Annotated in this window: 20 protein-coding genes; 10 read left to right on the forward strand and 10 right to left on the reverse strand. The window is 67.4% G+C overall.

Annotated elements, in window-relative coordinates; all coding sequences use genetic code 11:
- Positions 1-14 precede the first annotated feature (14 nt).
- Together IEX72_RS00410 and IEX72_RS00415 are read right to left on the reverse strand one after the other, a co-directional pair.
- On the reverse strand, positions 15-425 hold the full coding sequence (locus IEX72_RS00410) for a desampylase (RefSeq protein ID WP_188785335.1): 411 nt from the start codon (positions 423-425) through the stop codon (positions 15-17).
- Between the two features lie 11 nt (positions 426-436).
- The gene (locus IEX72_RS00415) at positions 437-757 is read right to left on the reverse strand and encodes a rhodanese-like domain-containing protein (protein ID WP_188785337.1); all 321 of its coding nucleotides are present in this window, start codon (positions 755-757) and stop codon (positions 437-439) included.
- Between the two features lie 257 nt (positions 758-1,014).
- Between IEX72_RS00415 and msrA the strand changes: the two genes are divergently transcribed.
- Positions 1,015-1,542 carry a peptide-methionine (S)-S-oxide reductase MsrA gene (gene msrA, locus IEX72_RS00420; protein WP_188785339.1) on the forward strand — a complete coding sequence of 176 codons (528 nt, stop codon included), beginning with the start codon at positions 1,015-1,017 and terminating at the stop codon, positions 1,540-1,542.
- A 31-nt stretch (positions 1,543-1,573) separates the two neighbouring features.
- Here the strand turns inward: msrA and IEX72_RS15330 are convergent, their stop codons facing one another.
- The 4 genes from IEX72_RS15330 to proC form a co-directional block, all read right to left on the reverse strand.
- The gene (locus tag IEX72_RS15330; RefSeq protein ID WP_268238866.1) at positions 1,574-2,617 is read right to left on the reverse strand and encodes a PAS domain-containing sensor histidine kinase; all 1,044 of its coding nucleotides are present in this window, start codon (positions 2,615-2,617) and stop codon (positions 1,574-1,576) included.
- A 212-nt stretch (positions 2,618-2,829) separates the two neighbouring features.
- Complete coding sequence (locus IEX72_RS00430; protein ID WP_188785343.1) at positions 2,830-4,194, reverse strand: glutamate-5-semialdehyde dehydrogenase; 1,365 nt, start codon at positions 4,192-4,194, stop codon at positions 2,830-2,832.
- Positions 4,191-5,018 carry a glutamate 5-kinase gene (proB, locus tag IEX72_RS00435; protein ID WP_188785344.1) on the reverse strand — a complete coding sequence of 276 codons (828 nt, stop codon included), beginning with the start codon at positions 5,016-5,018 and terminating at the stop codon, positions 4,191-4,193. The genes IEX72_RS00430 and proB overlap by 4 nt, the downstream gene beginning before the upstream one ends.
- Positions 5,015-5,788 carry a pyrroline-5-carboxylate reductase gene (gene proC, locus IEX72_RS00440; protein WP_188785346.1) on the reverse strand — a complete coding sequence of 258 codons (774 nt, stop codon included), beginning with the start codon at positions 5,786-5,788 and terminating at the stop codon, positions 5,015-5,017. Before proC ends, proB begins: the two co-directional genes overlap by 4 nt.
- Positions 5,789-6,654: 866 nt before the next feature.
- Here proC and IEX72_RS00445 point away from each other — a divergent pair.
- The gene (locus IEX72_RS00445; protein WP_188785348.1) at positions 6,655-7,452 is read left to right on the forward strand and encodes an IclR family transcriptional regulator; all 798 of its coding nucleotides are present in this window, start codon (positions 6,655-6,657) and stop codon (positions 7,450-7,452) included.
- 46 nt (positions 7,453-7,498) lie between these two features.
- On the opposite strand, the gene IEX72_RS00450 is transcribed toward IEX72_RS00445, so the two are convergent.
- Positions 7,499-8,698 carry an iron-containing alcohol dehydrogenase gene (locus tag IEX72_RS00450; RefSeq protein WP_188785706.1) on the reverse strand — a complete coding sequence of 400 codons (1,200 nt, stop codon included), beginning with the start codon at positions 8,696-8,698 and terminating at the stop codon, positions 7,499-7,501.
- A gap of 433 nt (positions 8,699-9,131) precedes the next feature.
- Here IEX72_RS00450 and IEX72_RS00455 point away from each other — a divergent pair, with 433 nt between their 5' ends.
- The 7 genes from IEX72_RS00455 (at position 9,132) to IEX72_RS00485 (ending at position 17,675) form a co-directional block, all read left to right on the forward strand.
- The gene (locus IEX72_RS00455) at positions 9,132-10,646 is read left to right on the forward strand and encodes an aldehyde dehydrogenase family protein (RefSeq protein WP_188785351.1); all 1,515 of its coding nucleotides are present in this window, start codon (positions 9,132-9,134) and stop codon (positions 10,644-10,646) included.
- Between the two features lie 101 nt (positions 10,647-10,747).
- Positions 10,748-11,923: an extracellular solute-binding protein gene (locus IEX72_RS00460; RefSeq protein ID WP_188785353.1), complete on the forward strand. Its 1,176-nt coding sequence runs from the start codon at positions 10,748-10,750 to the stop codon at positions 11,921-11,923.
- A gap of 70 nt (positions 11,924-11,993) precedes the next feature.
- The gene (locus tag IEX72_RS00465; RefSeq protein WP_188785355.1) at positions 11,994-13,124 is read left to right on the forward strand and encodes an ABC transporter ATP-binding protein; all 1,131 of its coding nucleotides are present in this window, start codon (positions 11,994-11,996) and stop codon (positions 13,122-13,124) included.
- Positions 13,124-14,044: an ABC transporter permease gene (locus IEX72_RS00470; RefSeq protein WP_188785357.1), complete on the forward strand. Its 921-nt coding sequence runs from the start codon at positions 13,124-13,126 to the stop codon at positions 14,042-14,044. The genes IEX72_RS00465 and IEX72_RS00470 overlap by 1 nt, the downstream gene beginning before the upstream one ends.
- Positions 14,034-14,843: an ABC transporter permease gene (locus tag IEX72_RS00475; RefSeq protein ID WP_188785359.1), complete on the forward strand. Its 810-nt coding sequence runs from the start codon at positions 14,034-14,036 to the stop codon at positions 14,841-14,843. Before IEX72_RS00470 ends, IEX72_RS00475 begins: the two co-directional genes overlap by 11 nt.
- Positions 14,844-15,198: 355 nt before the next feature.
- Complete coding sequence (locus IEX72_RS00480; RefSeq protein ID WP_188785361.1) at positions 15,199-16,074, forward strand: ABC transporter ATP-binding protein; 876 nt, start codon at positions 15,199-15,201, stop codon at positions 16,072-16,074.
- Complete coding sequence (locus tag IEX72_RS00485) at positions 16,071-17,675, forward strand: hypothetical protein (protein WP_188785363.1); 1,605 nt, start codon at positions 16,071-16,073, stop codon at positions 17,673-17,675. The genes IEX72_RS00480 and IEX72_RS00485 overlap by 4 nt, the downstream gene beginning before the upstream one ends.
- 104 nt (positions 17,676-17,779) lie before the next feature.
- Here the strand turns inward: IEX72_RS00485 and IEX72_RS00490 are convergent, their stop codons facing one another.
- From IEX72_RS00490 to IEX72_RS00500, 3 genes are read right to left on the reverse strand one after another with little or no spacing between them, the layout of a single operon-like run.
- Entirely contained in the window at positions 17,780-18,679 is a 900-nt protein-coding gene (locus tag IEX72_RS00490; RefSeq protein ID WP_188785366.1) for a class I SAM-dependent methyltransferase, read from the reverse strand.
- Between the two features lie 4 nt (positions 18,680-18,683).
- A complete protein-coding gene (locus IEX72_RS00495; protein WP_188785368.1) occupies positions 18,684-19,091 on the reverse strand; it encodes a 6-pyruvoyl trahydropterin synthase family protein in 408 nt (135 codons plus the stop codon).
- Positions 19,088-20,101 (reverse strand): zinc-dependent alcohol dehydrogenase, encoded by a 1,014-nt coding sequence (locus IEX72_RS00500; RefSeq protein WP_188785370.1) that lies wholly within the window; start codon positions 20,099-20,101, stop codon positions 19,088-19,090. The genes IEX72_RS00495 and IEX72_RS00500 overlap by 4 nt, the downstream gene beginning before the upstream one ends.
- A 264-nt stretch (positions 20,102-20,365) precedes the next feature.
- Here IEX72_RS00500 and IEX72_RS00505 point away from each other — a divergent pair, with 264 nt between their 5' ends.
- Positions 20,366-22,786 carry a heavy metal translocating P-type ATPase gene (locus IEX72_RS00505; RefSeq protein WP_188785372.1) on the forward strand — a complete coding sequence of 807 codons (2,421 nt, stop codon included), beginning with the start codon at positions 20,366-20,368 and terminating at the stop codon, positions 22,784-22,786.
- The last annotated feature ends 96 nt before the right edge of the window (positions 22,787-22,882 follow it).

Raw genomic sequence — 22,882 nt, forward strand, 5'->3', positions numbered from 1 at the left:
GGAGGGTGCTCGACCTACCCCTCGATGGCGACCCGCTCGCCCGCGAAGCCGCCGCCGCGCCACCGCCACGACCCCAGGAAGGGGTGGCCGTCGAACGCACAGATGGCGTAGGAGTACCCCCGCCACGTCGCGCGGTCGACGTCGGTCGTGCTGGGGTGTGTCGGCCCCGCGGGGTGGGTGTGGTAGAAGCCCACGACGTCCGATCCGGCGTCCTCGACGTGGTCGATCACCGCGAGGAGTTCCTCCGGGTCCATCGCGTACCGGGTCTGTGGGGTGTCAGCGGCGTTCTCGACGGGGGAGACGTCGGTGACGTGGCTCTCCCCGTCGCCGTAGTCGCCGGCGAGCACGCCGCAGACCTCTCTGTCGCCGCCGCCGTGCCCGTGGCGGACGATCGCGTCGTAGGCGTCGCGGGTGAACGAGAGCACGGAACTCGGTGTCAGTCGCCGGGTTCGAGGTCGTACGACCACTCCCGGTACCCGCCGGCCATGCTCTTGACCGACGCGTTGTCGACACCCTCGTAGCTCCCGATGAGCCGGGCGGCCTGGATCGACGACTGGCCGATGGGACACGCCACGACCACGTCGTCGCCCCACTCGACGTTGTCGACCCGGCGCGGGAGTTCCGCCAGCGGGATGTTCCTCGCGCCGGGGATGTGGCCGCGCTCGAACTCCGCGGGCGACCGGATGTCGATGATCTGGGTGTCGGTCCCGTCGTCGATCCGTTGTTTGACGTCCTCGGTGGAGATTTCCTCGACCATGTTATTGCCCCGTCGGAGAGCGCCCGTTGTTCGTTGCACGCCCGTGCTGTTCGGCTGCGGCCCCGTCGCCGGTCGCGTGGCGGGGTTCGACGGCGACTGTCGGATCGGTGTCCGTCATACCACCGCGTAGACGGCCTCCGAGTAAACCGGTTTCGGAGCGCGCGACCCCGCCACCGGAGAGTCCGTGTATGCCGGGCTGTTCCGATCGGCGCTCAACGCGCGTCAGCTACATACCGATCGGCACCCAAACGGCGCGTATGCCAACCGAAGCCACATTCGGCGGCGGGTGTTTCTGGTGTACCGAGGCTGCGATGGACGTCCTCGACGGCGTGGAGTCGGTCACGTCGGGGTATGCCGGCGGCGACACCGACGACCCCACCTACCGTGAGGTCTGTTCCGGCCGCACCGGCCACGCGGAGGTTGTCCAAGTGGAATACGACCCCGACCGGATCGGCTACGACGACCTGTTGGAGGTGTTCTTCGCGACCCACGACCCCACGCAGTTGAACCGCCAGGGGCCGGACGTGGGGTCGCAGTACCGCTCGATCGTGCTGTACCACGACGAGACCCAGCGCGAGCAGGCCGAGGCGTACATTGACGCGCTCGCCCCCGAGTACGACGACGCGGTCGTGACCGAGGTCGAACCCCTCGAACGGTTCTGGCGGGCCGAGGAGAAACACCAAGACTACTTCGAGAAGAACCCGCGCGACGCGTACTGCCGGATGCACGCGAAGCCGAAAGTCGAGAAAGTGCGGAACCGGTTCGCGGAGAACGTCGCGCAGTAGCGTCGGTCCCGGCGAAGCCGGGAGCCACCCCTCAGGTCCGTGGAAGCCGAACCTGGACGACGTTGCCGCCGTACGCGCTCTCCTCGAACGAGAGCTCCCCACCGGAGCGTTCTGTCACCCACTTCACCAGCCACAGCCCGAGTCCGCTGCCGTGTCGCGTCCGGGTCCGCTCCGCGTCGCCAGTCACCACCGCGCGCTCGTGCTCTGCGATCCGCGGCCCGTCATCGGCCACCCGGATGGCGGCCCACCGCGGGCCGAGCGCCGCCGCCGACACCTCGACGTACGGCGACTCGGAGGGGTTGTGGACGATCGCGTTGTCGATCAGGCCGTGGATCGCGGATTCGAGGTGGCTGTCGCCACGGACAACCAGCCGCTCGGGGAGGTCCGCGACGACCTCCGCGCGCGGGAACAGCTGCCGGTGTTCCGACACCGCGTCGTAGACGGCCGGGACGCAGTCGATCCCGCCGGCGTCCAACTCCGGGGCGGAGAGCAGCGAATCGATCTCGTCGGCCTCGCGGGTGAGTTTCTCCAGGTTCGCAGCCGCCGTCTCGATCGTGGCCGCCGCCCCGACCGCCTCCGTCGACGACGCGCCGAGTTGGTCGAGCAACCGGGCGGTGTGGCCCAGGATGACGTTCGACTCGTTCCGAAGGTTGTGCCGGAGCACCCGGGTCAGGACCTGGAGTCGGTGCTCGGTCCAGGTCAGCTCCGTGATGTCGGTGTACACCGCGAACCCGTCGAGTTCCGCCTCCCCCTCAGTGTAGGGAATCCCCCGGTAGCGGAACTCCCGAAGCCCCGTCGCGGTTTCGCGTTTCACCCGCTGGTGGTTGGTTTCTCCGGCGGCCGTCCGGCTGTCGAGGGCGCGGGCTTCCGCGTCGAGCCACTCCGGGACGATCCAGTCGTTGAGCGGTTCACCCCGGATGTCGTCGATGGCGTAGCCGAACGTCTCGACGAACGCGGCGTTTGCCTCACGCACGATCGGGTCACCCTCAACGATCTCGAACTCCACGACCGAGTCTTGGACGTGCTCAAGGAGGTGGTCGTACGGGGTGCCGTCGACCGTCTGTCGGTTTGACACGGTGTGACACCAACACACATCCACGGACGCGTGTTATATCCATCGGACAACCGCAACTCTCACCGGGTTAAACACGGGTGTATTCGCCTCCCAGTCACATAACCGGACGTTTGATCAACGGCCGGACAGGAGCGTCCGTGTTCCGTCGACCAGCGCCGGTCCCCGTCCGTGTTCCGTCGACCAGCGCCGGTCCCCGTCCGTGGGACGAAGTATCAGGCGTCCCGGTCCGACAGCCGCCCGGGTGTCCACGCCCCGTCGAACTCGGTGTGGGTGAACGGCCGGGGGTTCTCGCCGGCGTAGGCGGCGACCAACTGGCCGTCACCCTCCAGGTGGTATTTGTAGGTGGTCAGCCCCTCCAGTCCGACCGGGCCGCGGGCGTGGGTCTTGCCGGTGCTAATGCCGACTTCGGCGCCTAGCCCGAACCGGTAGCCGTCGGCAAACCGGGTCGAGGCGTTGTGGAACACGCTCGCGGCGTCGATGCCGCGCATAAACCGCGCCGCGGCGTCGTCGTCTTCGGTGATGATCGATTCGGTGTGTTTCGAGCCGTTGGCGTTGATGTGGCGGATCGCATCGGCCACGGAGTCGACGACCGTGATCGCGAGGATCAGGTCGCCGTACTCGGTCCGCCAGTCGTCCTCTATTGCGACTTCGGCGTCGATGATCTCGCGGGTGCGCTCGTCGCCGCGGAGTTCGACGCCCGCCTCGCGGTACCGGTCAGCGATCTCCGGAAGGAACGTCTGCGCGACGGACTCGTGTACGAGCAGGGTCTCAACGGCGTTACACACCGCGGGATACTGGACCTTCGCGTCGTAGGCGACGTCTTCGGCCATCCCCAACTCCGCCTCGCTGTCGACGTAGACGTGACAGACACCTTCGGTGTGGCCGAGCACGGGAATCGAGGTGTTGTTCTGGACGTAGCTCACGAACGACGAGCTCCCGCGGGGCATGAGCAGGTCGACGGCGTCGTCGCGTTCGAGCAGCGTCCGGACGTCCTCTCGGGCCTCGATGAGCTGGGCCCACCCGTCCGACACCTCACCCCCGGCGTCGGCGGCGGCCTCAACGATGGTCTCGTGGAGGAGCCGGTTGGAGTGGGTGGCTTCGCTGCCGCCCTTGAGCACGACTGCATTCCCGGACTTGAGGCTGAGAGCGGCGATCTGTACCAGGGCGTCGGGGCGGGACTCGAACACCGCACCCAGGACGCCGATCGGCACCGACACCTTGTAGAGTTCGAGGTCGTCGTCGAGTTCGCGGGCCGCGAGCGTTCGCCCGAGGGGGTCGTCCTGGCCGGCGACGCTGCGGACCATCTCCGCGATGCCGTCGAGCTTCGACGCCGAAAGCGTCAGCCGGTCGACGAACGCCCGGGTGTACTCGCCGGCTTCGAGCAGTTCCTCGGCGGCCTCGACGTCCCGGTTGTTGGCGTCGAGAATGGCGTCGGCGTTGTCTTCGATCGCGTCGGCGACCGCGTGCAGCGCGTCATTCCGGGTCGACTCGGGGAGGTTCGCGAGCGCTAAGGCCGCGGACTGTGCGTCGGTGATCTTGGCTTCGGCGGATCGATCGGTGGTGGTGTGTTCGCTCATACGTGGTCGTTGACGGGGACGAATATGGTTCCGACGGACTGTTCGGTGGCGATGGCTTCGAGCACGTCAGGGCGGGTCGAGCGGGCGATGATCGCGGGGATCCCGTGTTCGCTCACGGTTCGAGCCCCCTTGACTTTCGTCCGGATCCCGCCGAAGGAGCCGCTTGCGGTCTCCTCGACGATCCGCTCGACTTCGTCGTAGTTCCGCCCGACTGCGTCGATCAGCTCCGCGTCGGAGTCGTCTTTGGGGTTGCTCGTATAGACGCCGTCGACGTCGGTCAGCGTGACCAGCAGGTCGGCGCCGACCGCGACTGATACCGACGCCGAAAGCATGTCGTTGTCGCCGATCCGGATCTCAGCTGTTGCGACCGCGTCGTTCTCGTTGATGATCGGTACAACACCCCACGACAGGAGGGTCTCGATGGTGTTCTTGAAGTTGGTGAACCGCTCGGGGTCCTCGAGGTCGTTGTCAGTCACCAGGATCTGGGCGACCGTCAACCCGTACCGCTCGAAGCTCTCGGTGTAGCGCCGCATAAGGTGGCTCTGGCCGATGGTCGAGACCGCTTGGGACTCCTCGACGGTGTCGTCGGGGTCGAATCCGACCCGCCCCTTGCCGGCGCCGATCGCCCCCGACGAGACCAAGACGGCCTCCTTGTCGCGAGCCATCAGGTCGGCGATGTCGTCGACCAGCTTGTCGAGTTTCCCGTCGTCGAGCTTCGAAGCGTCGTTCGTGAGGGAGTTGGTCCCGGCTTTGACCACGACCCGTCCGGCGTTCGCAGCGAGCGTTCGGGCGCGGGTCACCTCCTCGGCTGCGACGGCGTTCATTCCGCGTCCGCTCCCGCGAGTTCCTCCGAGCGTTTCCGGGCGGCGGTCAGGGCGTCGCCGACGGCGGTGTCGGCGTCGCTGTCGAACAGCACCTCCATCCCCTCGATGGTGGTCCCGCCGGGCGAGCAGACCGCGTCGATCAGCGAATCGAGGTCGCGATCGGATCGGAGCACGGTCTCGGCGGCGCCGTTGAATGTCTGGGCGGCGAGCGTCCGGGCGTCGTCGGGGTCGAGCCCCTCCTCGACCGCACGCTCCTGCATCGCCTGGATCAGATAGAAAACGAACGCCGGGCCGCTGCCGTTCAGCGCGGTGGCGACGTGCATCAGGTCCTCGTCGACCTCGACGTACGCGCCGAGGTCTGAGAGCATCTGACCGACGTGCTCGTCGGGGTCGTCCCACGACACCGCCGCGGCCATCGCCCGCGTCTCCGCTGCGAGGTTGGGCATGATCCGGACGACCGTGGCGTCGGTCTCGGCACCGACTTGTGCGCGCGAGACGCCGGCGGCGATGGTGACGAGCGTCTGGCCCGGTCGGAGGTCGAGATCTTCGAGGACGAGCGGGACGATATCGGGCTTCACCGCGAGCACGACGACCTCGGAATCGCGGACGTCACCGAGATCGGTCGTCGTCCGGTCGCAGTGCTCCGAGACCGCCTCGAGGGCGTCCGGGTCCACGTCGTAGGCCGTGATCCGGTAGCCGCCGGCCCGGGAGAGCCCCGTGAGCAGGGCGCCGCCCATGTTTCCGCAGCCGATCACGCTGACGTCGATCATTGTACTCTCCCGTAGGTGGGGCCGCCGATATACGAACTTTGGTTTCGCGCCGGGGACGGCGTGGCGCCGCACGGGTCTGCACGGGCTTCGATCGAACGTGGCACACGATCTCACTGGGGGCGGGAGCCAGGCGCGTGCAACCGGCGGCGACTCCGAGGTCTGGGGGGGGAAGACGATCCCGGGGCCGTGCGAATACGAAGCGAATGGTTTGTTTGCTATATACATAGTTCAGCAGATATTTTCGTTCGGAAAATCAATCGAAACCGATCAAAAATTCTTCTAATTCGTAATTTTCATTTTGGTGTTTCGATATTTTCTACGAACTGTTTGCTTAGAGATAAGATATTCGGCAGGGAGCACCCCGTACGTGTCACAAGCACTTCCGGCCGTGTCGAAGCACCGATGCGGGCCGCCCGTTCGGGTCTGGGGCCCACAGCCTAACATAGGTACACATGTTACTGCGTCGTCGGTCGCGTGTTATATAAAAGTTCGATGATATCGAATAAGTGCGCTCCGGAGGGACCCAGGCCGGGAGGAGACAGCCCCGTAATGTGGGGTGGCCGGGGTGACATAGCATCGCGTCGGCAGGGGTGTCGGGAGGGGATTCGGTCTCCGGGTCGTTGCCACGGTGTGTGGGTGTGGCGTTCCGACAGGGTGGTGAACCGCAAGACTCCGGCAGGGTGGCCGGGGTGCTCTGACGGCGGCGGGCCCGACGACCACGGTCAACGGCGAAAACGGGACGGGGTTGGGTCGGAACACGGCTGGCCAGCGAGGACCCCGCGAGGTTGGAGAGTTCGGTTCTGTCGGTCGGGGAGTGGTTCGAATATACGAAATTATTAGTCACGTCGAGTGTGACGGCCACACGGATGGCAGACCCCGATCAACGCACGGTGAAGACGACCCGGACATCGCTGGAGATCGTCGCCACGATCCGGGAGGCCGACGGCGCGCGGGTGTCCGACATCGTCGACGCCCACGGGATGGCGAAAAGCACCGCGCACAAGCACCTCACAACGCTCGAACGCGCCGGCTACCTCACCAAATCCGGGGCGGTGTACCACCTGGGGTTCAAATTCCTCAACCTCGGGGAGTACGCCCGGGAACGGTGGTACTGGTTCTCGGCGGTCAAAGCCGCCGTCGAGGATCTCGCCGAACGCACCGAAGAGGAGTGTGATTTCGTCGTCGACGATCACGGTCGGGTGATCACGGTCGCGGAGTCGTACCACAAGTGGGCGAAGTACGGGACCGAGGGCGGCTCCAAGCGGTATCGGGCGAACATCGGGACCTACTACCCGATCCACGCCACCGGGTCGGGGCTCGCAATCCTGTCTGCGTACCCCCGGGAGCGCGTCGAGGCCATCGTCGACGAGTGGGGGTTGGCGTCGCTGACTGGCCACACGATCACGTCCCGCGAAGACCTGTTCGAGGAACTCAGGCGGACCCGCAAACGGGGCTACGCCGTCGGGGACCGGTATTACACCGACGGACTCCGGAGCGTCGGACGGCCCGTGACCGGAGCCGACGGGACCGTTCTGGGGGCGCTCAGCGTCTCCGGGCCGACGTACCGGATCGACGGGCCGGTGCTCAACCGGGAGATCCCGCGGGCGCTGGACGACGTCGTGGACTCGCTGGAATCCGAGCTCGCAGCCGCGACCGGGACGTAGGCTGCGGCGCGGACATGAAACGGAATCGAACGGACCGTTTCGGGTGTCAGTACGCGTCGCGGGCGACGTCGAGCAGGTCCTCGGCGTCGGCGTCGCGGGGGTTGTCGTGGATCTCGATCGTGTCGAGGGATTTCTCGGCGATCTCCGGGAGGTCGGCCTCGTCGACGCCGAGTTCGCGCAGGCTGGACGGGAGGTCGACGTCGTCGATCAGAGCTTCAACAGCCTCAACCGCCTCGTGGGCGGCCTCGACGTCCGACAGCCCGTCGGTGTCCAGCCCCATCGCCTCGGCGACCTCGGCGTGCCGACCGGGGTACTCCTCCAGATTGTACCGCATCACCGGCGGCGTGAACACCGCGATGGCCTCGCCGTGCGGGATCTCGGGGTACATTCCGCCGGTCACCTCCGCCAGCGAGTGGATCGCGCCGAACCCGGCGAAGTTCTCACAGAACCCAGCCGTGTGCGATCCGAACAGCAGCTGCTCGCGAGCCTCCATGTCGCCCGTCTCGTACGCGTCGGGGAGGTACTCCGGGACGAGCCCCATCACGTGTGTGGTGTAGGGTTTGACGAGTTCCGGAGCGCCCGCGGCGACGTGGTTCTCCAGGGCGTGGGAGAACGCGTCGAACCCGGTCGCGGCGGTCTGCCGCGGCGGCAGCGACGCGGTCAGTTCGGGGTCCACCAGCGAGATGTCGGCGCCGAGGTACGGGCCGTCGGGGTACAGCGGGGGCTGGCCGATCGCCATCTTGAACTCCCTGTCGGGGGCGGTGATGACGGCCCAGTAGTCCACCTCACTCCCCGTTCCGGAGGTCGTCGGGATTGTGATGAGCGGGTGCGTGTGGTTGGCGATGCTGCCCGTGGTGACGTCTTCGGGGTCGTTCACCTCGTACTCCGAGAGCTCACCGGAGTTGGTCTTCAGAAGGGTCGCACACTTTGCGGTGTCGATGACGCTGCCGCCGCCCACCGCGACAACCACGTCGAAGCCGCCGGCGTTCAGCGTCTCCAGAGCGTCGTGAACCATCGCCACTGTCGGGTTGGGTTCGACATCGTCGTACACCTCGTAGTCGACCCCTGCGGCGGCAAGCGAGGACTCAACACCGTCGAGAATACCGGTCGCTCTGATCCCCTGGTCGGTGACGACCAGCGCACTCTCCCACCCCTTCGCGTCGATCACCTCGCCGGTCCGTTCGCTCTTCCCGTTCCCGAACTCGACCCAGATCGGGAACGAGAAGGTGTACTCGCCGAGGCTCATCGCCCGCGCCTCCACGCGGACGGGCATTCCATGCTGCTCGTCGGACAGTTGCGGCTATGATGTCGCATCCGTATGTAAGCTCCGTTAACCCAGTTTAAAAAAGTATGTGATGAAGACGTAATTACGTGTTTATTGTCGGCAGGAAGCCCGTGTGGTAGTGTTCAGAGAAGCTGGTGACCCTGTGGCCACCTCGAAAGCCCCCGTTCAGTCCCGCCCATCGGCTGGCTAACCGGCCGCCGGCGGGGACTGAAAGGGGCGCTTCGCTGGAGGAAAGCGGGCGACACAAGCACGCGACCGCAGGGAGCGCGCGCAGCGAGCTCCCCGACTCAAGCGAAGCGGGGCTTTCGAGGTGTCTCCAGTCGCACCGCCCTCATCTGAACAGTGCCGCCCGTGTCGTGGGAACTTTTTTCACTCGGTGATGAAGAGAGGGTGTATGGGAAGTTCAGAAGCGGATAGCAGCACGATCGCCGATCGCCACCGCTCGAAACACCGGGAGGCGACCGCCGACATCGAGTTCGGCGCGTGGATCGACGGCGAACGCCGGACCGACGGACCGAAGCGGGGAGTTGAGGACCCCGTGATCGGGGAGTCGATCGTCGGCGTGCCGCAGTGTGACGCCGGCGACGTCGACGACGCGGTCGACGCGGCGTGGGACGCCTTCGAGGGCGGCTGGGACGGCGCGAGCGTCCGCGACCGTTCGAAGCGGCTGTTCGAGTGGGCCGACGCGCTGGCGGACCACGTCGAGGAACTCACGCTGTTGGAGTGTCTGGACTGCGGCAAGCCGATCTCGCAGGCCCGCGGCGAGGTCGAGGGCGCGATCGACACCCTGGAGTTCTACGCCTCGGCGGTTCGCGCACAGCGCGGCAGCGAGGTGCCGGCCGGCGACGACCTCCACCTCTACACGAAACAGGAGCCGTACGGCGTCGTCGGGCAGATCGTGCCGTGGAACTACCCCCTGTGGGCGGCCGCGTGGAAACTCGGCCCCGCGCTCGCCGCGGGGAACGCCTGCGTGCTGAAGCCCGCGGGCGACACGCCGCTGTCGACGATCCGGGCCGCCCAACTTTCCGAGGGGATCTTCCCCGGCGGGGTGCTCAACGTCCTGCCGGGATCCGGAAGCGAAGTCGGGCAGGCGGTCGCCGGACACGACGACGTCCGGAAAATCTCGTTCACCGGCAGCACCGGCGTCGGTAGCGGGGTCATGCACGCGGCGGCCGACCGGGTCGCGCCGGTGACGCTCGAACTCGGTGGCAAATCCCCGTTCGTCGTCTTCCCCGACGCCGACCTCGACACGGTCGTACAGTCGGTCGCCGACGGCATCTTCTACAGCACCGGCGAGATCTGCGACGCGTTCTCCCGCGCGCTTGTCCACGAGTCGATCGCCGACGAGTTCACCGAGCGGTTCGTTGAGGCAGCCGAATCCTACGTCCTGGGCGACCCGCTCGAGGAGGAGACCACGATGGGGCCGCTGACCTCGGCGAGTCAGTTCGAGACGGTGACGGAGTACATCGAGACCGGCAAGCAGGAGGCCGAGTTGCTCTGCGGCGGCGGCACGCCCGACGATCCGGCGCTGGCCGGCGGTCACTACGTCGAACCCACCGTCTTCGGCGGCGTGACGAACGACACGACCGTCGGGTCCGAGGAGATCTTCGGGCCGGTCCAGACCATCCAGACGTTCGAGACGTACGACGAGGCGATCGAACTGGCGAACGACACGCAGTACGGGCTCGCGTCCGGGATCGGAACCGAGAGCACGTCGCTGGTCCACCAGACCGCCGACGACCTGGACGCCGGCCTGGTGTACGTCAACGAGTACGGGCCGATCATGCCCGACGCCCCCTACGGCGGGTTCAAGCAGTCGGGCTTCGGGAAGGATCTGGGGCTGGAGGCGCTTGACCACTACCAGCGCCAGAAGAGCGTGTACGTGAACCTCGACGAACCCGAACTGTAGCGCGGCGTGTTCGCCACTTCCCCGTCACGGGCCGGAGGCCACGCTGTCCGTTCGACCACGGACACTTTTTTATAATATGCTCCAAAGACAATCATATACCTATGTCTGATGGTACCGAGCGTTCCGAGGGAGAGTCGACAGACTACACCCGTTCCAGTCGTCGGACATTCCTGGCGGCCGCGGGTGCGGGGACCGCGACCGCACTCGCCGGCTGCTCCGCACTCGCCGGCGGGGGCGGTGGTGGCAACGGTGGCACAGCCGGTGACAGCGGGAGCGGCCCGGATTTCAGCGGCGAGACGCTCCGGGTGATGGTCTGGAGCGGAAACTACGCTGACCGCTTCGAGGAGACGATCAAACCGATGTACGAGGAGCGGACCGGCGGCACCCTCCAGGTCAACCGCGGGTGGAACGAGATCCTCGCGCAGATCCGGTCGGCGCCGGAGGACGAACCGCCGTTCGACGTCACGATCACCGAGGGATACTTCTATCTCCTCGGCCGCGCCGACGACCTCTTCCTGCCGGTCCGGTCGGAGAACGTCCCCAATATGGACGAGGTCATCGACTACTACACCGACTTCCGGACGACGGAATTCGGCGTTCCGATCGACGGCGCGCCGACGACGCTGATCTACCGGAACGACCAGGACTTCGAGCCGACCGAGTGGTCGGACCTCGCCTCCGATACGGTCCAGAACAGTAACGGACTGGGGATCGACAAGGGCTTCTGGTGGTTCCCCCAGCACGACGCCGCGGTCGCGATGGACGACATAGAACTCGCCGGGGAGGTCTACGACGAGGAACTGTCGATGGAGGTCTTCGATTACATAGGGAGCGAGTGGCCGATCGAGGGGTGGGCCACCTCGGGCGAGGACATCTGGCAGTTCTTCGAGAACGGGATCATCGACTACGCCCAGTGGTACTACGAGCAGACCGCCTTCGACATCGACGACTACGACAACCTGAGCCACACCGCCCCCGAGCGGAACAGCGGGTTCGTCAACCACTGGTGTCCGGTCCGCGGCACCGACAAGCGGCGGATGGCGGAGGACTTCCTCAACTTCCTGCTCGACGCCGACACCCAGACGGCGTGGTCGGAGAACAGCCCCACGCTGTTCACCAACGAGAACATGGAGTACGCTACCGACAAACTCGACGAAGACCTCCCGAACAACAGCGAGGAGGCCGAACTCATCGCGTGGCCCGACTTCGAGTACGTCAACTCGAACTTCGAGACGTTCGCCGACCGGATCTCGGAGATGGAGGCGAGCTCCAACTAGGGATGTCTGGTGAGTTACTGTTACACGGCCGGATCGCACGCGGGAAGGCGTACTCACGGGGCAACACCAGATGTCAAATATAACCTTAGAGGGGATCTCGAAGTCGTACGGGGACCTCCAGGCGGTCGACGACGTCGACCTGTCGATCCGCGACGGGGAGCTACTCTGCCTGCTGGGCCCCAGTGGGTGCGGGAAGTCGACGACGATGCGGATGATAAGCGGGCTCGAGACGCCCACGTCCGGCGAGGTGTACATCGGCGGCGAGAACGTCACCGATCAGGCGGCGTACGACCGCGACACCTCGATGGTGTTCCAGAACTGGGCGCTGTTCCCGTACAAGACCGTCTTAGAGAACGTCGCGTTCGGGCTCAAGATGCGCGGGGACGGCACGGACGAGCGCCAGCAGAAGGCGCGCGACATGCTCGAACGCGTCCACATGGACGGGTACGAGGAGCACAGTCCCACCGACCTCTCCGGGGGGCAGAAACAGCGCGTCGCCCTGGCCCGGTCGCTGGCGGTCGACCCTGACGTGCTCCTACTGGACGAACCGCTGTCGAACCTCGACAAGCGGCTCCGCGAGGAGATGCAGATCGAACTCAAGGACATCCACAAGGAGTTCGACAAGACGTTCGTCTACGTCACCCACAACCAGAACGAGGCGTTCACGCTCGCCGACCGGATCGGAATTATGAACGACGGCCGACTGGTGCAGGTCGGGGAACCGACCGAGGTGTACCGGAACCCGACGAACCGGTTCGTCGAGGAGTTCCTGGGCGACACCAACTTCGTTGCCGGCGAGGTGACCGACGTCAACGACCAGTACGGCCGCCTCTCCACGGAGTTCGGCGCGACGATCCGAGTGCCGGCGGCCGACGCAGTCGAGCCCGGAGCGTCGTTCACGGTCTCGCTCCGCCCGGAGTTTATGCAGATCCGACGGTCGAACGGGGCCAACGAGCGGGAGGGAACGGCGGCCCGCGCCGACGGGACCGGCGGTGACACCGTCGTCGGATCCGTCGAGAACACCATCTACCGCGGGTCGAGTATCCGTTACGTGGTCGACACCGGCGGCGAGCACCTGTTCGTCGAGCAGAGCGTGACCGACCAGACCGGGATCGAGGAGGGAGAGCAGGTCGAACTCGGGTGGAACACCGACGACATCCTGGTGTTCCGTCCCGACGGCAGCCGCGTGAGGGACGAGTGATGAGCGTCGAAACCGGAAGTTCGACTCTGGATCGGCTCTGGGCGCCGTTCGAGGCCCAGTCGGGGTCCCGGCGGTCGTTGCTCCTCATGAGCCCGCTGATCCTGTTCGAGTTGCTGATCTTCGTCGTCCCGTTCGCGATGCTCGTCCGGATCAGCGTCAGCGAACAGTCCCAGAGTCTCCCGTACGCCGAGGGGACGTTCACGATCGCCTCGTACCTCGAGGTGTTGCAGTCGGGGCTCCTCCAGGGGATCATCGTCTACTCGTTCCGACTCGGCATCATCGCGACCGCGGTGGCAGTCGTGCTCGCGACGTTCTACGCGTACGCGACGTGGCGCGCCGACGGCCTGCTCAAGTCGGCGCTGCTGTTTTCGGTCGTGCTCCCGCTCCTGACGACGCTCGTGATCAAGACGTACGCGTGGGTGCCGCTGCTCGCCCCGAACGGCACTGCCAACAACCTCCTGCTCGCGATCGGGCTGCTCAGCGCGCCGGTACAGGTCGTGCCGAACACGCTCGGCGTCGTCGTCGGGCAGGTGTACATCGTCTTCCCCTACGCTATGCTCGCAATCTACAGCGTTCTCTCGACTGTCGAGTGGGAACTCGTCGAGGCGGCGCGGGACCTCGGCGCCGGCCGCGCACGGTCGTTCTTCGAGGTTGTCCTCCCGGAGATTATGCCGGGGATCACCGTCGCGACCATCATCTCCTTCGCGTGGAGCGTCGGCGCGTACTCCGCCCCGGCACTGCTCGGCGCGGGGAGCGACCGGCCGTTCGCGCTGGAAGTCCAAGAGCAGATGCTGCTCAACTTCAACTGGCCGGTCGCGACCGCGCTGTCGACGATCATGCTCGTCCTGATGTTCGTGAGCATCGTGGTCATCTACGCCGTCCTCGGCCGGTTCGGGGGTGACGTCTCGGATGCGGCTTGAGTCAGACAGGTTGGGCGTCGCCGCGTTCCGGCTGGGGTACGCCACGATCTTCGTGGCGATGCTCCTGCCGATTTTCATCGTGATCGCGACGTCCTTCTCGGCGTCGGGGAACCTCCAGTTCCCGCCGGAGGGTTTCTCGCTGCGGTGGTACGGCGCCTTCTTCGCCGACATCCAGTGGCTCAGGGCGTTCGACAACAGCTTCATAGTCGGGATCGGGACCACCGTCCTGGCGACGTTTATGGGGATCACCGCTGCGTTCGGGCTCGAAGCCCGGAAGGGGCGGCTGGGTGGGTTGTTGACGCCGGTCGTGATCCTGCCGCTCCTGATCCCGCCGGTGATCTTGGGGGTGACCCTGCTGGTGTACTTCAGCGCGCTGGGGCTGCAGTCGTCGTACATCGGAATCATCCTGGCTCACAGCCTGTGGGCGACGCCGCTGGTGTTCTTCGTTATGCAGTCGGTGTTCCAGCGCTTCGACTGGCAGCTGCGGGACGCCGGCATGGATCTGGGTGCGAACCCGATCCGGGCCTTCGTCCACGTGGTCCTCCCGAACGTCAAGAACGGCATCGTCGTGTCGGCGCTGCTCGCGTTCATCATCAGCCTCCAGGAGTTCGTGATGGCGCTGTTCCTGTCGAACTTCCAGACCCAGACCATCCCGGTGTTGGCGTGGAACTCCCTCCGACAGTCGCTCACGCCGACGGTGAGCGTTGTGTCGACGTTCCTCATCCTGATCTCCGTCGTCGGGCTCGCCGTGGCGGCGCTGGCGATGAACATCGATTTCGTCGCGAAGCGTCTCGGATGAGGTGACTGTGTCTCACCTCCGAATTATACATTTCAAAATATGTATTTTGATCTAGTTGTATTCGTGCGATAGAATCGATCTGTTTCCAATATGCTGAAGAACCCTACTATTTATAGAATGTATTCTGTTCTGGTAGTTTTTGGAAAGCGCGACTGGGATTCCGGGACTTGTCGGTGACGGCGTTCGGTCCCGACTCCGGTCGTCTCCCGGCTGCCACGTGCCGCGGTTCCCCCGTACGACGGTCCCCCGGTCGCCGTCGCACGGTGGCGCTGTCGGTTCGAACGTAGCGAAGGTGAAACCCGCAGTGCACCCATCCACACTTGTTAGTCGGTCGGATCCGAACCACTGGGTATCGATGCCCTCCAGAAGTTCGGATCCGGCCGTCGAGGCGACTGACCTTCGGAAGACCTACGCCAGCGAGGTGGCGCTCGACGGCGTGTCGCTCTCGATTCCGACCGGGACGGTGTACGGCTTTCTCGGCCCGAACGGCGCAGGCAAGACCACCACGATGCGGATCCTGACCGGACTCGCGCGGCCCGACGCCGGCACCGTCCGCATCGACGGCGTCAACGTCGCCGACCGCCGGGCGTTCGCGCCTCGCGTCGGGTATCTGCCCGAGACGCCGCCGCTGTACGAGGAGTTCAGCGCGCGCGAGCAACTGGAGTACGTCGCCGACCTCCGTGACCTCCCCGGCGACGTCGCCGCCGACCGGATCGACCGGTATCTGGACCGGTTCGACCTGACGGACGACGCCGACAAGCGGATCGGGGCGTACTCGAAGGGGATGAAACAGAAGACGGCGTTCGTCCAGACCGTCCTCCACGACCCCGACGTGGTGTTCTTAGACGAACCGACCTCGGGGCTCGATCCCCGGGCGGCCCGCCGCATCCGCGAGTCGGTCGTGGAGTTCCGCGACACCGGAACCACCGTGTTCCTCTCGACGCACATCCTCCCGGTGATCGAGGCCGTCGCCGACACAGTCGGGGTGCTGTTCGACGGACGGGTCGTCGCGGAGGGCACACCCGAGGCGGTCCGCTCGCGCGCCGAGGGGGAGGGTGGCTCGCTCGAGGACGCGTTCCTCGCGGTCACCGGCGGCGCCGAACGACCAGACGACGACGGGCGGGACGAGCAGGCGACGACGGACACGGGCGACACACCGGGCGACCCGGCGACGGCAGACGCGGATGACAGAACAGGTTCGCCCGGCGGCACGGGGACTGACGCGCGATGACGGTTCGGCGTGACCTGCGTCACGGCCGCCGCATCGCCCGTGCGGAGTTTCGCCGGAGCGTGCGCCGGGCCACCGCCGACTGGCGGCGGCTCGTGGGGTTCGCGGTCGCGGCCCTGTTCTTCGTCGGAGGCCTCGTGGTGACGCTTCCGACCACGTACCTGATCGGGCGCGCCGCGCGCTCGGTCTCCGCGATCCCGTTTTTCGCCCCTGCGGCGACACTCCTGCCGGTCTCCCTCGTCTCGATCGCGGCGTTCAGAACCGTCGAGCGGATCGGGGGGTCGGAGGCCGAGGCACTACTTTTGACCGCGGTGCACCCGCGTGCGGTCGTCGTCGGACTGATCGGGTCGGAGATCGTCCGCCTCTCGGTGTGGATCGGGCTGCCGGTCGCGGCGACAGTCGTCGCGTTCGCGCTCGGGCTCGGGTCGCCGACGCTCGTGGTGACGGCTGCGGCCGTCGCCGTCCCGACCGTCTGCTGGGCCGCCGTCTGGGGGTACGCCGTCGGGATCGCCGCGCTGCGCCTCCTCCGCCGGCTGCCCCGCGTCCGCCGCGTGGCGAAGTGGGTCGGCGTCGGGAGCGTGCTCCTCGCGGTCGCGGGATCACAGATGGCGGGGCAGTTGCTCGCGGACGACGCGACCGCGGTTGCGTCGCTCCTCGACACCGTCGCGGTCGCGCCGGTTACCGAGTACGTCGCGCTCGCGTTCGTGGGGACGCCGCTGTCGCAGCCGGTCACCCCCGCTGCGGTCGCCGTCCTCGCCGGCGTTCTCGTGCTCACGCCCGTCGGGCTGACGGTGGCGGTCGGACAGGCGACGGCGCTGTGGTACAGCGACACGACGGTCGAGTCTGGGGGGACAGGCCGGACCGGCTCCGGCGGGTTCGACGCGCCGAGGCCGTTCGCTGCGACCCGGAGCGGGCGGATCGCGTGGGGGCATCTGGTTCGCGCTGTGCGGCATCCCCAGGAGGTCAGCCACCTCGTGATCGTGGTGTTCTTTTTCGGCCCGATCGGGTCGACGGTCGTCCAGTCGTCCGGCGACGCCCTCGGCCTGCTGGTCGCCGGAACCGGAGCCGGCCTCGGGACGTACCTCGCGGGGGCGACGTTCGGACTGAACCCGCTGGGGGACGACCGGCCGCAGCTCCCCCTGCTGCTCCTCACCGGAACCGACGCTCGAACCATCGTCCGGGGACGGATGGTGGCCGGACTCGCGGTCGGAGTCCCGGTGGTCTGCCTGCTGTCGGGGATCGGGGCGTGGCTCGGTGCACCCCTCGCGGCCGCTGCGTTCGGAGTCGTGGGGAGCGTGCTGTGCCTCCCGGCGGCGGCCTTCGCCGTCGGCATCGGAACGGCGTATCCGATCTCCGAGGAACGGGAGTTCTGGGGGTCGGAGACCGTGGTCCCGTCCACGCTTGTCACGGTCTCGTACCTCGCGGTCGTCGGCGGCGGGACCGCGATCGCGCTCGTCGTCACGTGGTACGCCCTCTCTGGGGTCGCGCTCACAACGGCCACCACGGCCGGGCTCGCGGTGTATCTCCTGCTCACCCTGGGCGTCCCGTACGGGTGCTACCGGTACGCGGTCCGTCGGTACCGTCGGTACACGGTCGATCAGTAACGATCACGTGATCTCGGTCCGCCGGGCGCTGTCGACGGGGGCAGCGCTCGGCGGGACACAGCGGGAGTGGTCGTTACAGGCCACCGGACCGATCGCCGCCCGGCTCACCCGGTCGGCGTCCGGTAGAGTAGATCGTACTGGTGGGCGACGTAGGTCAACTCGCCGCGGGCGAGTTGGTCGCGGCGGGTCGAGAGCCAGTCGTCGAACGCCTCGACCGTCCGGTCACCGGCCGGGACCGTCCCCTCGACGAATCCGAGCAGCCGGTCGAGAAAGTACCGCTCGTCGGCCGGGTACTCGCCGCCGCGCGGGCGGACGATCCAGTCCGAACTCCCGACCGCGAGCAGGTCGCCATCGCGGCTCCGGCACAGGTCGATGAGGTGCCGCCCGGCCCGAACGTCCCGCCCCGGGCGGCCGTCGATGGCGGCGTGGTACGCCGCCTCAACCGCGTCGTCGGCCGGGTGGTCGGGCTGGACGATGGTGCCGCCGTCGAACGTGATCGGGAGGTACGCCACCCCGCCGGGCCGGAGCGCGGACTCGACCGCCGACACCAGTTCCGAAGGGGAAACCAGGTCGGCGAACGCCTGAGCGATCACCGCGTCGACGCCCTCGGCGGCCGACAGCGCCTCAAGCGCGTCGCCGGTCTCGAAGCCGACCGCGAGGCCCTCAACCGTGAACTCCGGGTCGGGGTCGGTCGAGCGGCCGGTCCCGTCTCCGGCCGGCGGCGACCCCTCCGAGACCGTATACCCCGCGCGGTTGAGGGACTTCGGGCGGACGCGACGCGCGAACGCAACGATCCGGTCGTCGGCGTCGACGCCGACGTACCGGCCGCCGTCGACGCCCCACGACACCAGTCGGGGCACGGTGACGCCCGTCCCGCACCCGGTTTCGAGGATGGTGGGCGCCGGCGGGAGCGCGTCGAGAAACCGGTCGCGAACCCGCATCGACAGCGCCCGCTCGTCGACCGACCGCTTCGACTCCAGATACCGCGGCAGGGCGTGCTCCATCCGGCTACCCGTCGAGCCGTCGCGTGTGGCTCGCCCACGACGTGTCGTCCTCCCAGATCCGGACGGTCAGGTGCGTCGGCGTCGGGTTCGACAGGGCGCCGGCGACGCGGTCGCCGAACAGCCGGGAGAAGTGTTCGATGCTGGGGTTCAGTCCCTCGAACTCCGGGAGGTCGTTGAGGAGCGTGTCCCGGTAGCGATCCGCCAGGGAGTCGAGGATGTCGTCCACCGCGTCGATGTCGACGAGGTAGCCGTACTCGCCGAGTTCCGGGCCGGCGAACCGGAGTTCCACCCTGAAGCGGTGGCTGTTGACCTCGCCCTCCGGCCCGGGGTTCGGGACCGTGAGGTAGTGCTGTGCGATGAACGCTCTGGTGACGGTCAGTTCGTACGCCTGGTCGGTGTGGGGTCGTGTCATGAGTTCGAATACGTGAGAAGTACTTGGAGCACGTTGTCGTCGCGGTCGTTGAGGAGGCGGTACGCCTCGGGGGCGTCGGTGAACGGCACGCGGTGGGTAACGAGGTCGTCGGCGTTGATCTCCCGCAGGCGTTCGACCGCGGTCTCGGCCCGCCGCGGTTTGTCCCACCGGCCGCGGGCCTCGGGCGCGAGTGTGCTCACCTGGCTCGACTCGATTGAGATCCGGTCGCGGTGGAACGTCGACCCCAGGTCGAGGGTCGCCGGCTTGTCGCCGTACCACGACCCGACGATCACGCGGCCGTCGTAGCCCGCCGCGGCCACCGCGTCGTCGAGCGCCGTCGGGGTGCCGGAGAGTTCGTACACCAGATCAGCGCCGTCGTGGTCGGCGTCAACGTCGAGGACGCCGTCGAGGCGTCCGGGGGCGACCGCCGCGTCCGCGCCCATCTCCCGGGCCCGCTTCCGGCGGCTCTCGATGGGTTCGACCGCGATGAGGCGACCGAGCGGGAACGACGACAGGACGCCGATCGTACACAACCCGACAACGCCCGCGCCGAAGACCACCACCCGTTCGCCGACCCGTGGCCGGCCGTCGAGCACCAGCGACGTCGCCGTCTCCACCGACGGGAACGTCGCCATCGCCTCGGGGGCGACCGACTCCGGCACGGTCAGGAGCCGCTCGGGTGGCAACGAAAAGTGGGTTTCGTGGGGAGTGAACCCAAACACCGTCCGGCCGACCCACTCGTCGTCGACTTCGGAGCCGGTGTCAACCACGTCGCCGACGGCCGCGTACCCGTAGCGGACCGGAAAGGAGAGGTCGCCGTCGAGGGTGTCTAATGTTTCGTCGGCCGGCAGGTCGGTCGGGGCGTCGCCGCGATAGATGAGGAGTTCAGTCCCGGTGCTGATCCCCGAGACGCGCGTCTCCACGAGCACCTCGTCGGCGGCCACCTCGACCGATGTGGGCCTGATTGCCGCCGACGACGGACCGGTGAAATAAAGCGAGTGTCGGTTCATCGCGTGAGGAGGAGGCGGGCGCCTTCGGGACACAGATCCAGGCGCACGACACCGGGCGGTCGTTCGGTTTGAACGAGTTCGACACACATACGCCGTGGGTACTACAAGTCCGGGCCGCAGCGTTATGATGCTGTTGGCCACTGCGACGGGTGTCGTTCGAGCCCGACGTTAGTAATTCGGCGTCGGAATAGTACTAAGGAATATCATTCAGTCCGGGGGGAATAGCAGCTACGTTAATACGAGCCCAGCCGCTCTGGGCTAGTAATGCCACCTTCGACACGGGACCGGGCGCGGAAGGGGCCGTCAGACAGCCCTGTGAACGGCGGCTCGGACCCCGGCGCGGGGGGCCGAGAGGCAGCGACCGCGCGGTTCGAGGTGCCGGGGATGGACTGCGCTTCGTGTGCGAACAAAGTCGAGGCCGCTCTCGACCGGGTTGAAGGAGTCTCCGACCGCGACACCGCCCCCGCAACCGGTCGGGTGACGGTCACCTACGACGCCGGGTCGGTGTCGGTGCCGGACCTCGTCGACGCGGTCGGCGGGGCGGGGTACGAGGTGACCGAAACGGGACCCGAGGCCGACGCCGAGGGTGGAGGCGGACACAGCGGGTCGGTCTGGCGGAGCCCCCGCGCGGTGAAGACGTGGATCGGCGCGGTCGTCCTCGGGGTCGGCCTGCTCTTGGAGTTCCTCGTCACCGGGTCGAACGTCCAGGTCGGCTCGGTGCTCGGGAGCGAACTCCACCTTGCTGACGCCCTCTTCGTCCTCGCTGTCGCGGTGAGCGGCCAGGCGATCCTCAGGGGCGGCTACTACTCCGCGCGCCACCTGCAACTCGACATCGACTTCCTCATGTCGGTTGCGATCCTCGGGGCGCTGCTCGCAAGCGTCGGGTTCGGCGAGGCGCTGTACTTCGAGGCCGCGACGCTCGCGGTGCTTTTCAGCCTCGCCGAACTCCTCGAGAGATATTCGATGGACCGCGCCCGCGACTCCCTCAGGGAGCTGATGGACCTCTCCCCGGAGGAGGCCACGGTGAAACGGGACGGAACAGAGGCGACCGTCCCGGTCGACGCCGTCTCGTCCGGCGACGTCGTGGTGGTGCGGCCGGGGGGGAAGATCCCCGCCGACGGGCAGGTGGTCGGCGGCGACAGCGCGGTGAACCAGTCGCCGATCACCGGCGAGAGCGTCCCGGTGGATAAGACCACCGGTGACGACGTCTACGCCGGCACGCTCGTTGAGAACGGCTACCTCGAGGTCCGGGTCACCGCGGCCGCCACCGACACCACGCTCTCGCGGATCGTCGGGCTGGTTGAGGACGCCCAGGCCGACACGACCGACCGCGAGCAGTTCGTCGAGCGGTTCTCGGCGTACTACACGCCCGCGGTCGTCGCCTTCGCGATCGTTGTCACCCTGTCGACCCCGTTCGTGTTCGGCGTGACGTGGCCGACCGCGCTGGTCTACGGGCTGACGCTGCTCGTGTTGGCGTGTCCGTGTGCGTTCGTCATCTCGACGCCCGTTTCGGTGGTCTCTGGGATCACAAGCGCCGCGAAGAACGGCGTGTTGATCAAGGGCGGCACACACCTCGAAGCGATGGGCGCGGTCGACACGGTCGCGTTCGACAAGACGGGCACGCTCACCACCGGCGAGCTCGCCGTGACCGACGTGATCGGCGTGAACGGGAATTCGGAGGAGGACGTGCTCCGGTGCGCCCGCGGGCTCGAAGCCCGGAGCGAACACCCGGTGGGGGAGGCGATCGTCGCCGCCGCGGGCGACGCCGGGATCGCCGAGTCGGCGGCACCCGACGTTGACAGGTTCGAGAGCCTCACCGGGAAGGGCGTCCGCGGTCGGCTGGACGACACCCCCCACGTGGCGGGCAAGCCGGGGCTGTTCGAGGAGCTCGGGTTCGACCTCTCGCACGTCCACGCCGCGACCGATGGCGGGACGGTGACGACGACCTCCCGACAGCTCTGCGAGCGGAACGACTGCGTCGACCTTCTGGCGGGGATCGTCCCCGAACTCCAGTCGGAGGGCAAGACGGTCGTCTTGGTCGGCAGAGCCGGGCACGGCCCGGCAGGCCGCCGGACGCAGTCCGGCGATACCGACACCGAGATCGAGGGGGTGATCGCGGTCGCCGACGAAGTCAGACCCGGTGCCGCCCGCGCGGTCGCCCGGCTGCGCGACGTCGGCGTTTCGCGGACGGTGATGCTGACCGGCGACAACGAGCGGACCGCCCGCGCGGTCGCCAGCGAGGTCGGGGTCGACGGGTTCCGCGCGGAACTCCTGCCCGACGAGAAGGTCGCGGCGATCGATGACCTCGTCAACGGGCGCGACGGCGGTGGCGGCGTCGCAATGGTCGGCGACGGCATCAACGACGCGCCGGCGCTGGCGACGGCGACGGTCGGTATCGCGATGGGTGCGGCGGGAACCGACACCGCGTTGGAGACCGCCGACATCGCGCTACTGGCCGACGACCTCTCGAAGCTCCCGTACCTCTACGAACTCGCGGGCGACGCCACCAGGGTGATTCGGCAGAACGTCTGGGCCAGCCTGGGCGTAAAAGCGCTGCTCGCGGTCGGAGTGCCGTTCGGCTACGTCCCGATCTGGCTCGCGGTGCTCGCGGGCGATGCCGGGATGACCGTCGGCGTGACCGCAAACGCGATGCGGCTGTCGCGGTTGCGGCCCGAGAGGGAGTGACGACGAGGCGCTCCGGTCGGTAACGCCGCTCAACGACGCGATCAATCCCGCCGGCGACGACGTGTCGCCGTACACGGGTGGCGAGCGAGCCGGCAC

The organism is Halobellus salinus (genome assembly GCF_014646875.1).
Lineage (GTDB): Archaea > Halobacteriota > Halobacteria > Halobacteriales > Haloferacaceae > Haloquadratum > Haloquadratum salinum.

What these genes read in the sequence shown, in the direction of transcription:
- IEX72_RS00415 (WP_188785337.1), bottom strand. Translation starts at nt 757, where the DNA reads ATGGTCGAGGAAATCTCCACCGAGGACGTCAAACAACGGATCGACGAC.
- msrA (WP_188785339.1), top strand. Translation starts at nt 1,015, where the DNA reads ATGCCAACCGAAGCCACATTCGGCGGCGGGTGTTTCTGGTGTACCGAG.
- IEX72_RS00430 (WP_188785343.1), bottom strand. Translation starts at nt 4,194, where the DNA reads ATGAGCGAACACACCACCACCGATCGATCCGCCGAAGCCAAGATCACC.
- proB (WP_188785344.1), bottom strand. Translation starts at nt 5,018, where the DNA reads ATGAACGCCGTCGCAGCCGAGGAGGTGACCCGCGCCCGAACGCTCGCT.
- proC (WP_188785346.1), bottom strand. Translation starts at nt 5,788, where the DNA reads ATGATCGACGTCAGCGTGATCGGCTGCGGAAACATGGGCGGCGCCCTG.
- IEX72_RS00445 (WP_188785348.1), top strand. Translation starts at nt 6,655, where the DNA reads ATGGCAGACCCCGATCAACGCACGGTGAAGACGACCCGGACATCGCTG.
- IEX72_RS00450 (WP_188785706.1), bottom strand. Translation starts at nt 8,698, where the DNA reads ATGAGCCTCGGCGAGTACACCTTCTCGTTCCCGATCTGGGTCGAGTTC.
- IEX72_RS00455 (WP_188785351.1), top strand. Translation starts at nt 9,132, where the DNA reads ATGGGAAGTTCAGAAGCGGATAGCAGCACGATCGCCGATCGCCACCGC.
- IEX72_RS00460 (WP_188785353.1), top strand. Translation starts at nt 10,748, where the DNA reads ATGTCTGATGGTACCGAGCGTTCCGAGGGAGAGTCGACAGACTACACC.
- IEX72_RS00465 (WP_188785355.1), top strand. Translation starts at nt 11,994, where the DNA reads ATGTCAAATATAACCTTAGAGGGGATCTCGAAGTCGTACGGGGACCTC.
- IEX72_RS00470 (WP_188785357.1), top strand. Translation starts at nt 13,124, where the DNA reads ATGAGCGTCGAAACCGGAAGTTCGACTCTGGATCGGCTCTGGGCGCCG.
- IEX72_RS00475 (WP_188785359.1), top strand. Translation starts at nt 14,034, where the DNA reads ATGCGGCTTGAGTCAGACAGGTTGGGCGTCGCCGCGTTCCGGCTGGGG.
- IEX72_RS00480 (WP_188785361.1), top strand. Translation starts at nt 15,199, where the DNA reads ATGCCCTCCAGAAGTTCGGATCCGGCCGTCGAGGCGACTGACCTTCGG.
- IEX72_RS00485 (WP_188785363.1), top strand. Translation starts at nt 16,071, where the DNA reads ATGACGGTTCGGCGTGACCTGCGTCACGGCCGCCGCATCGCCCGTGCG.
- IEX72_RS00490 (WP_188785366.1), bottom strand. Translation starts at nt 18,679, where the DNA reads ATGGAGCACGCCCTGCCGCGGTATCTGGAGTCGAAGCGGTCGGTCGAC.
- IEX72_RS00495 (WP_188785368.1), bottom strand. Translation starts at nt 19,091, where the DNA reads ATGACACGACCCCACACCGACCAGGCGTACGAACTGACCGTCACCAGA.
- IEX72_RS00500 (WP_188785370.1), bottom strand. Translation starts at nt 20,101, where the DNA reads ATGAACCGACACTCGCTTTATTTCACCGGTCCGTCGTCGGCGGCAATC.
- IEX72_RS00505 (WP_188785372.1), top strand. Translation starts at nt 20,366, where the DNA reads ATGCCACCTTCGACACGGGACCGGGCGCGGAAGGGGCCGTCAGACAGC.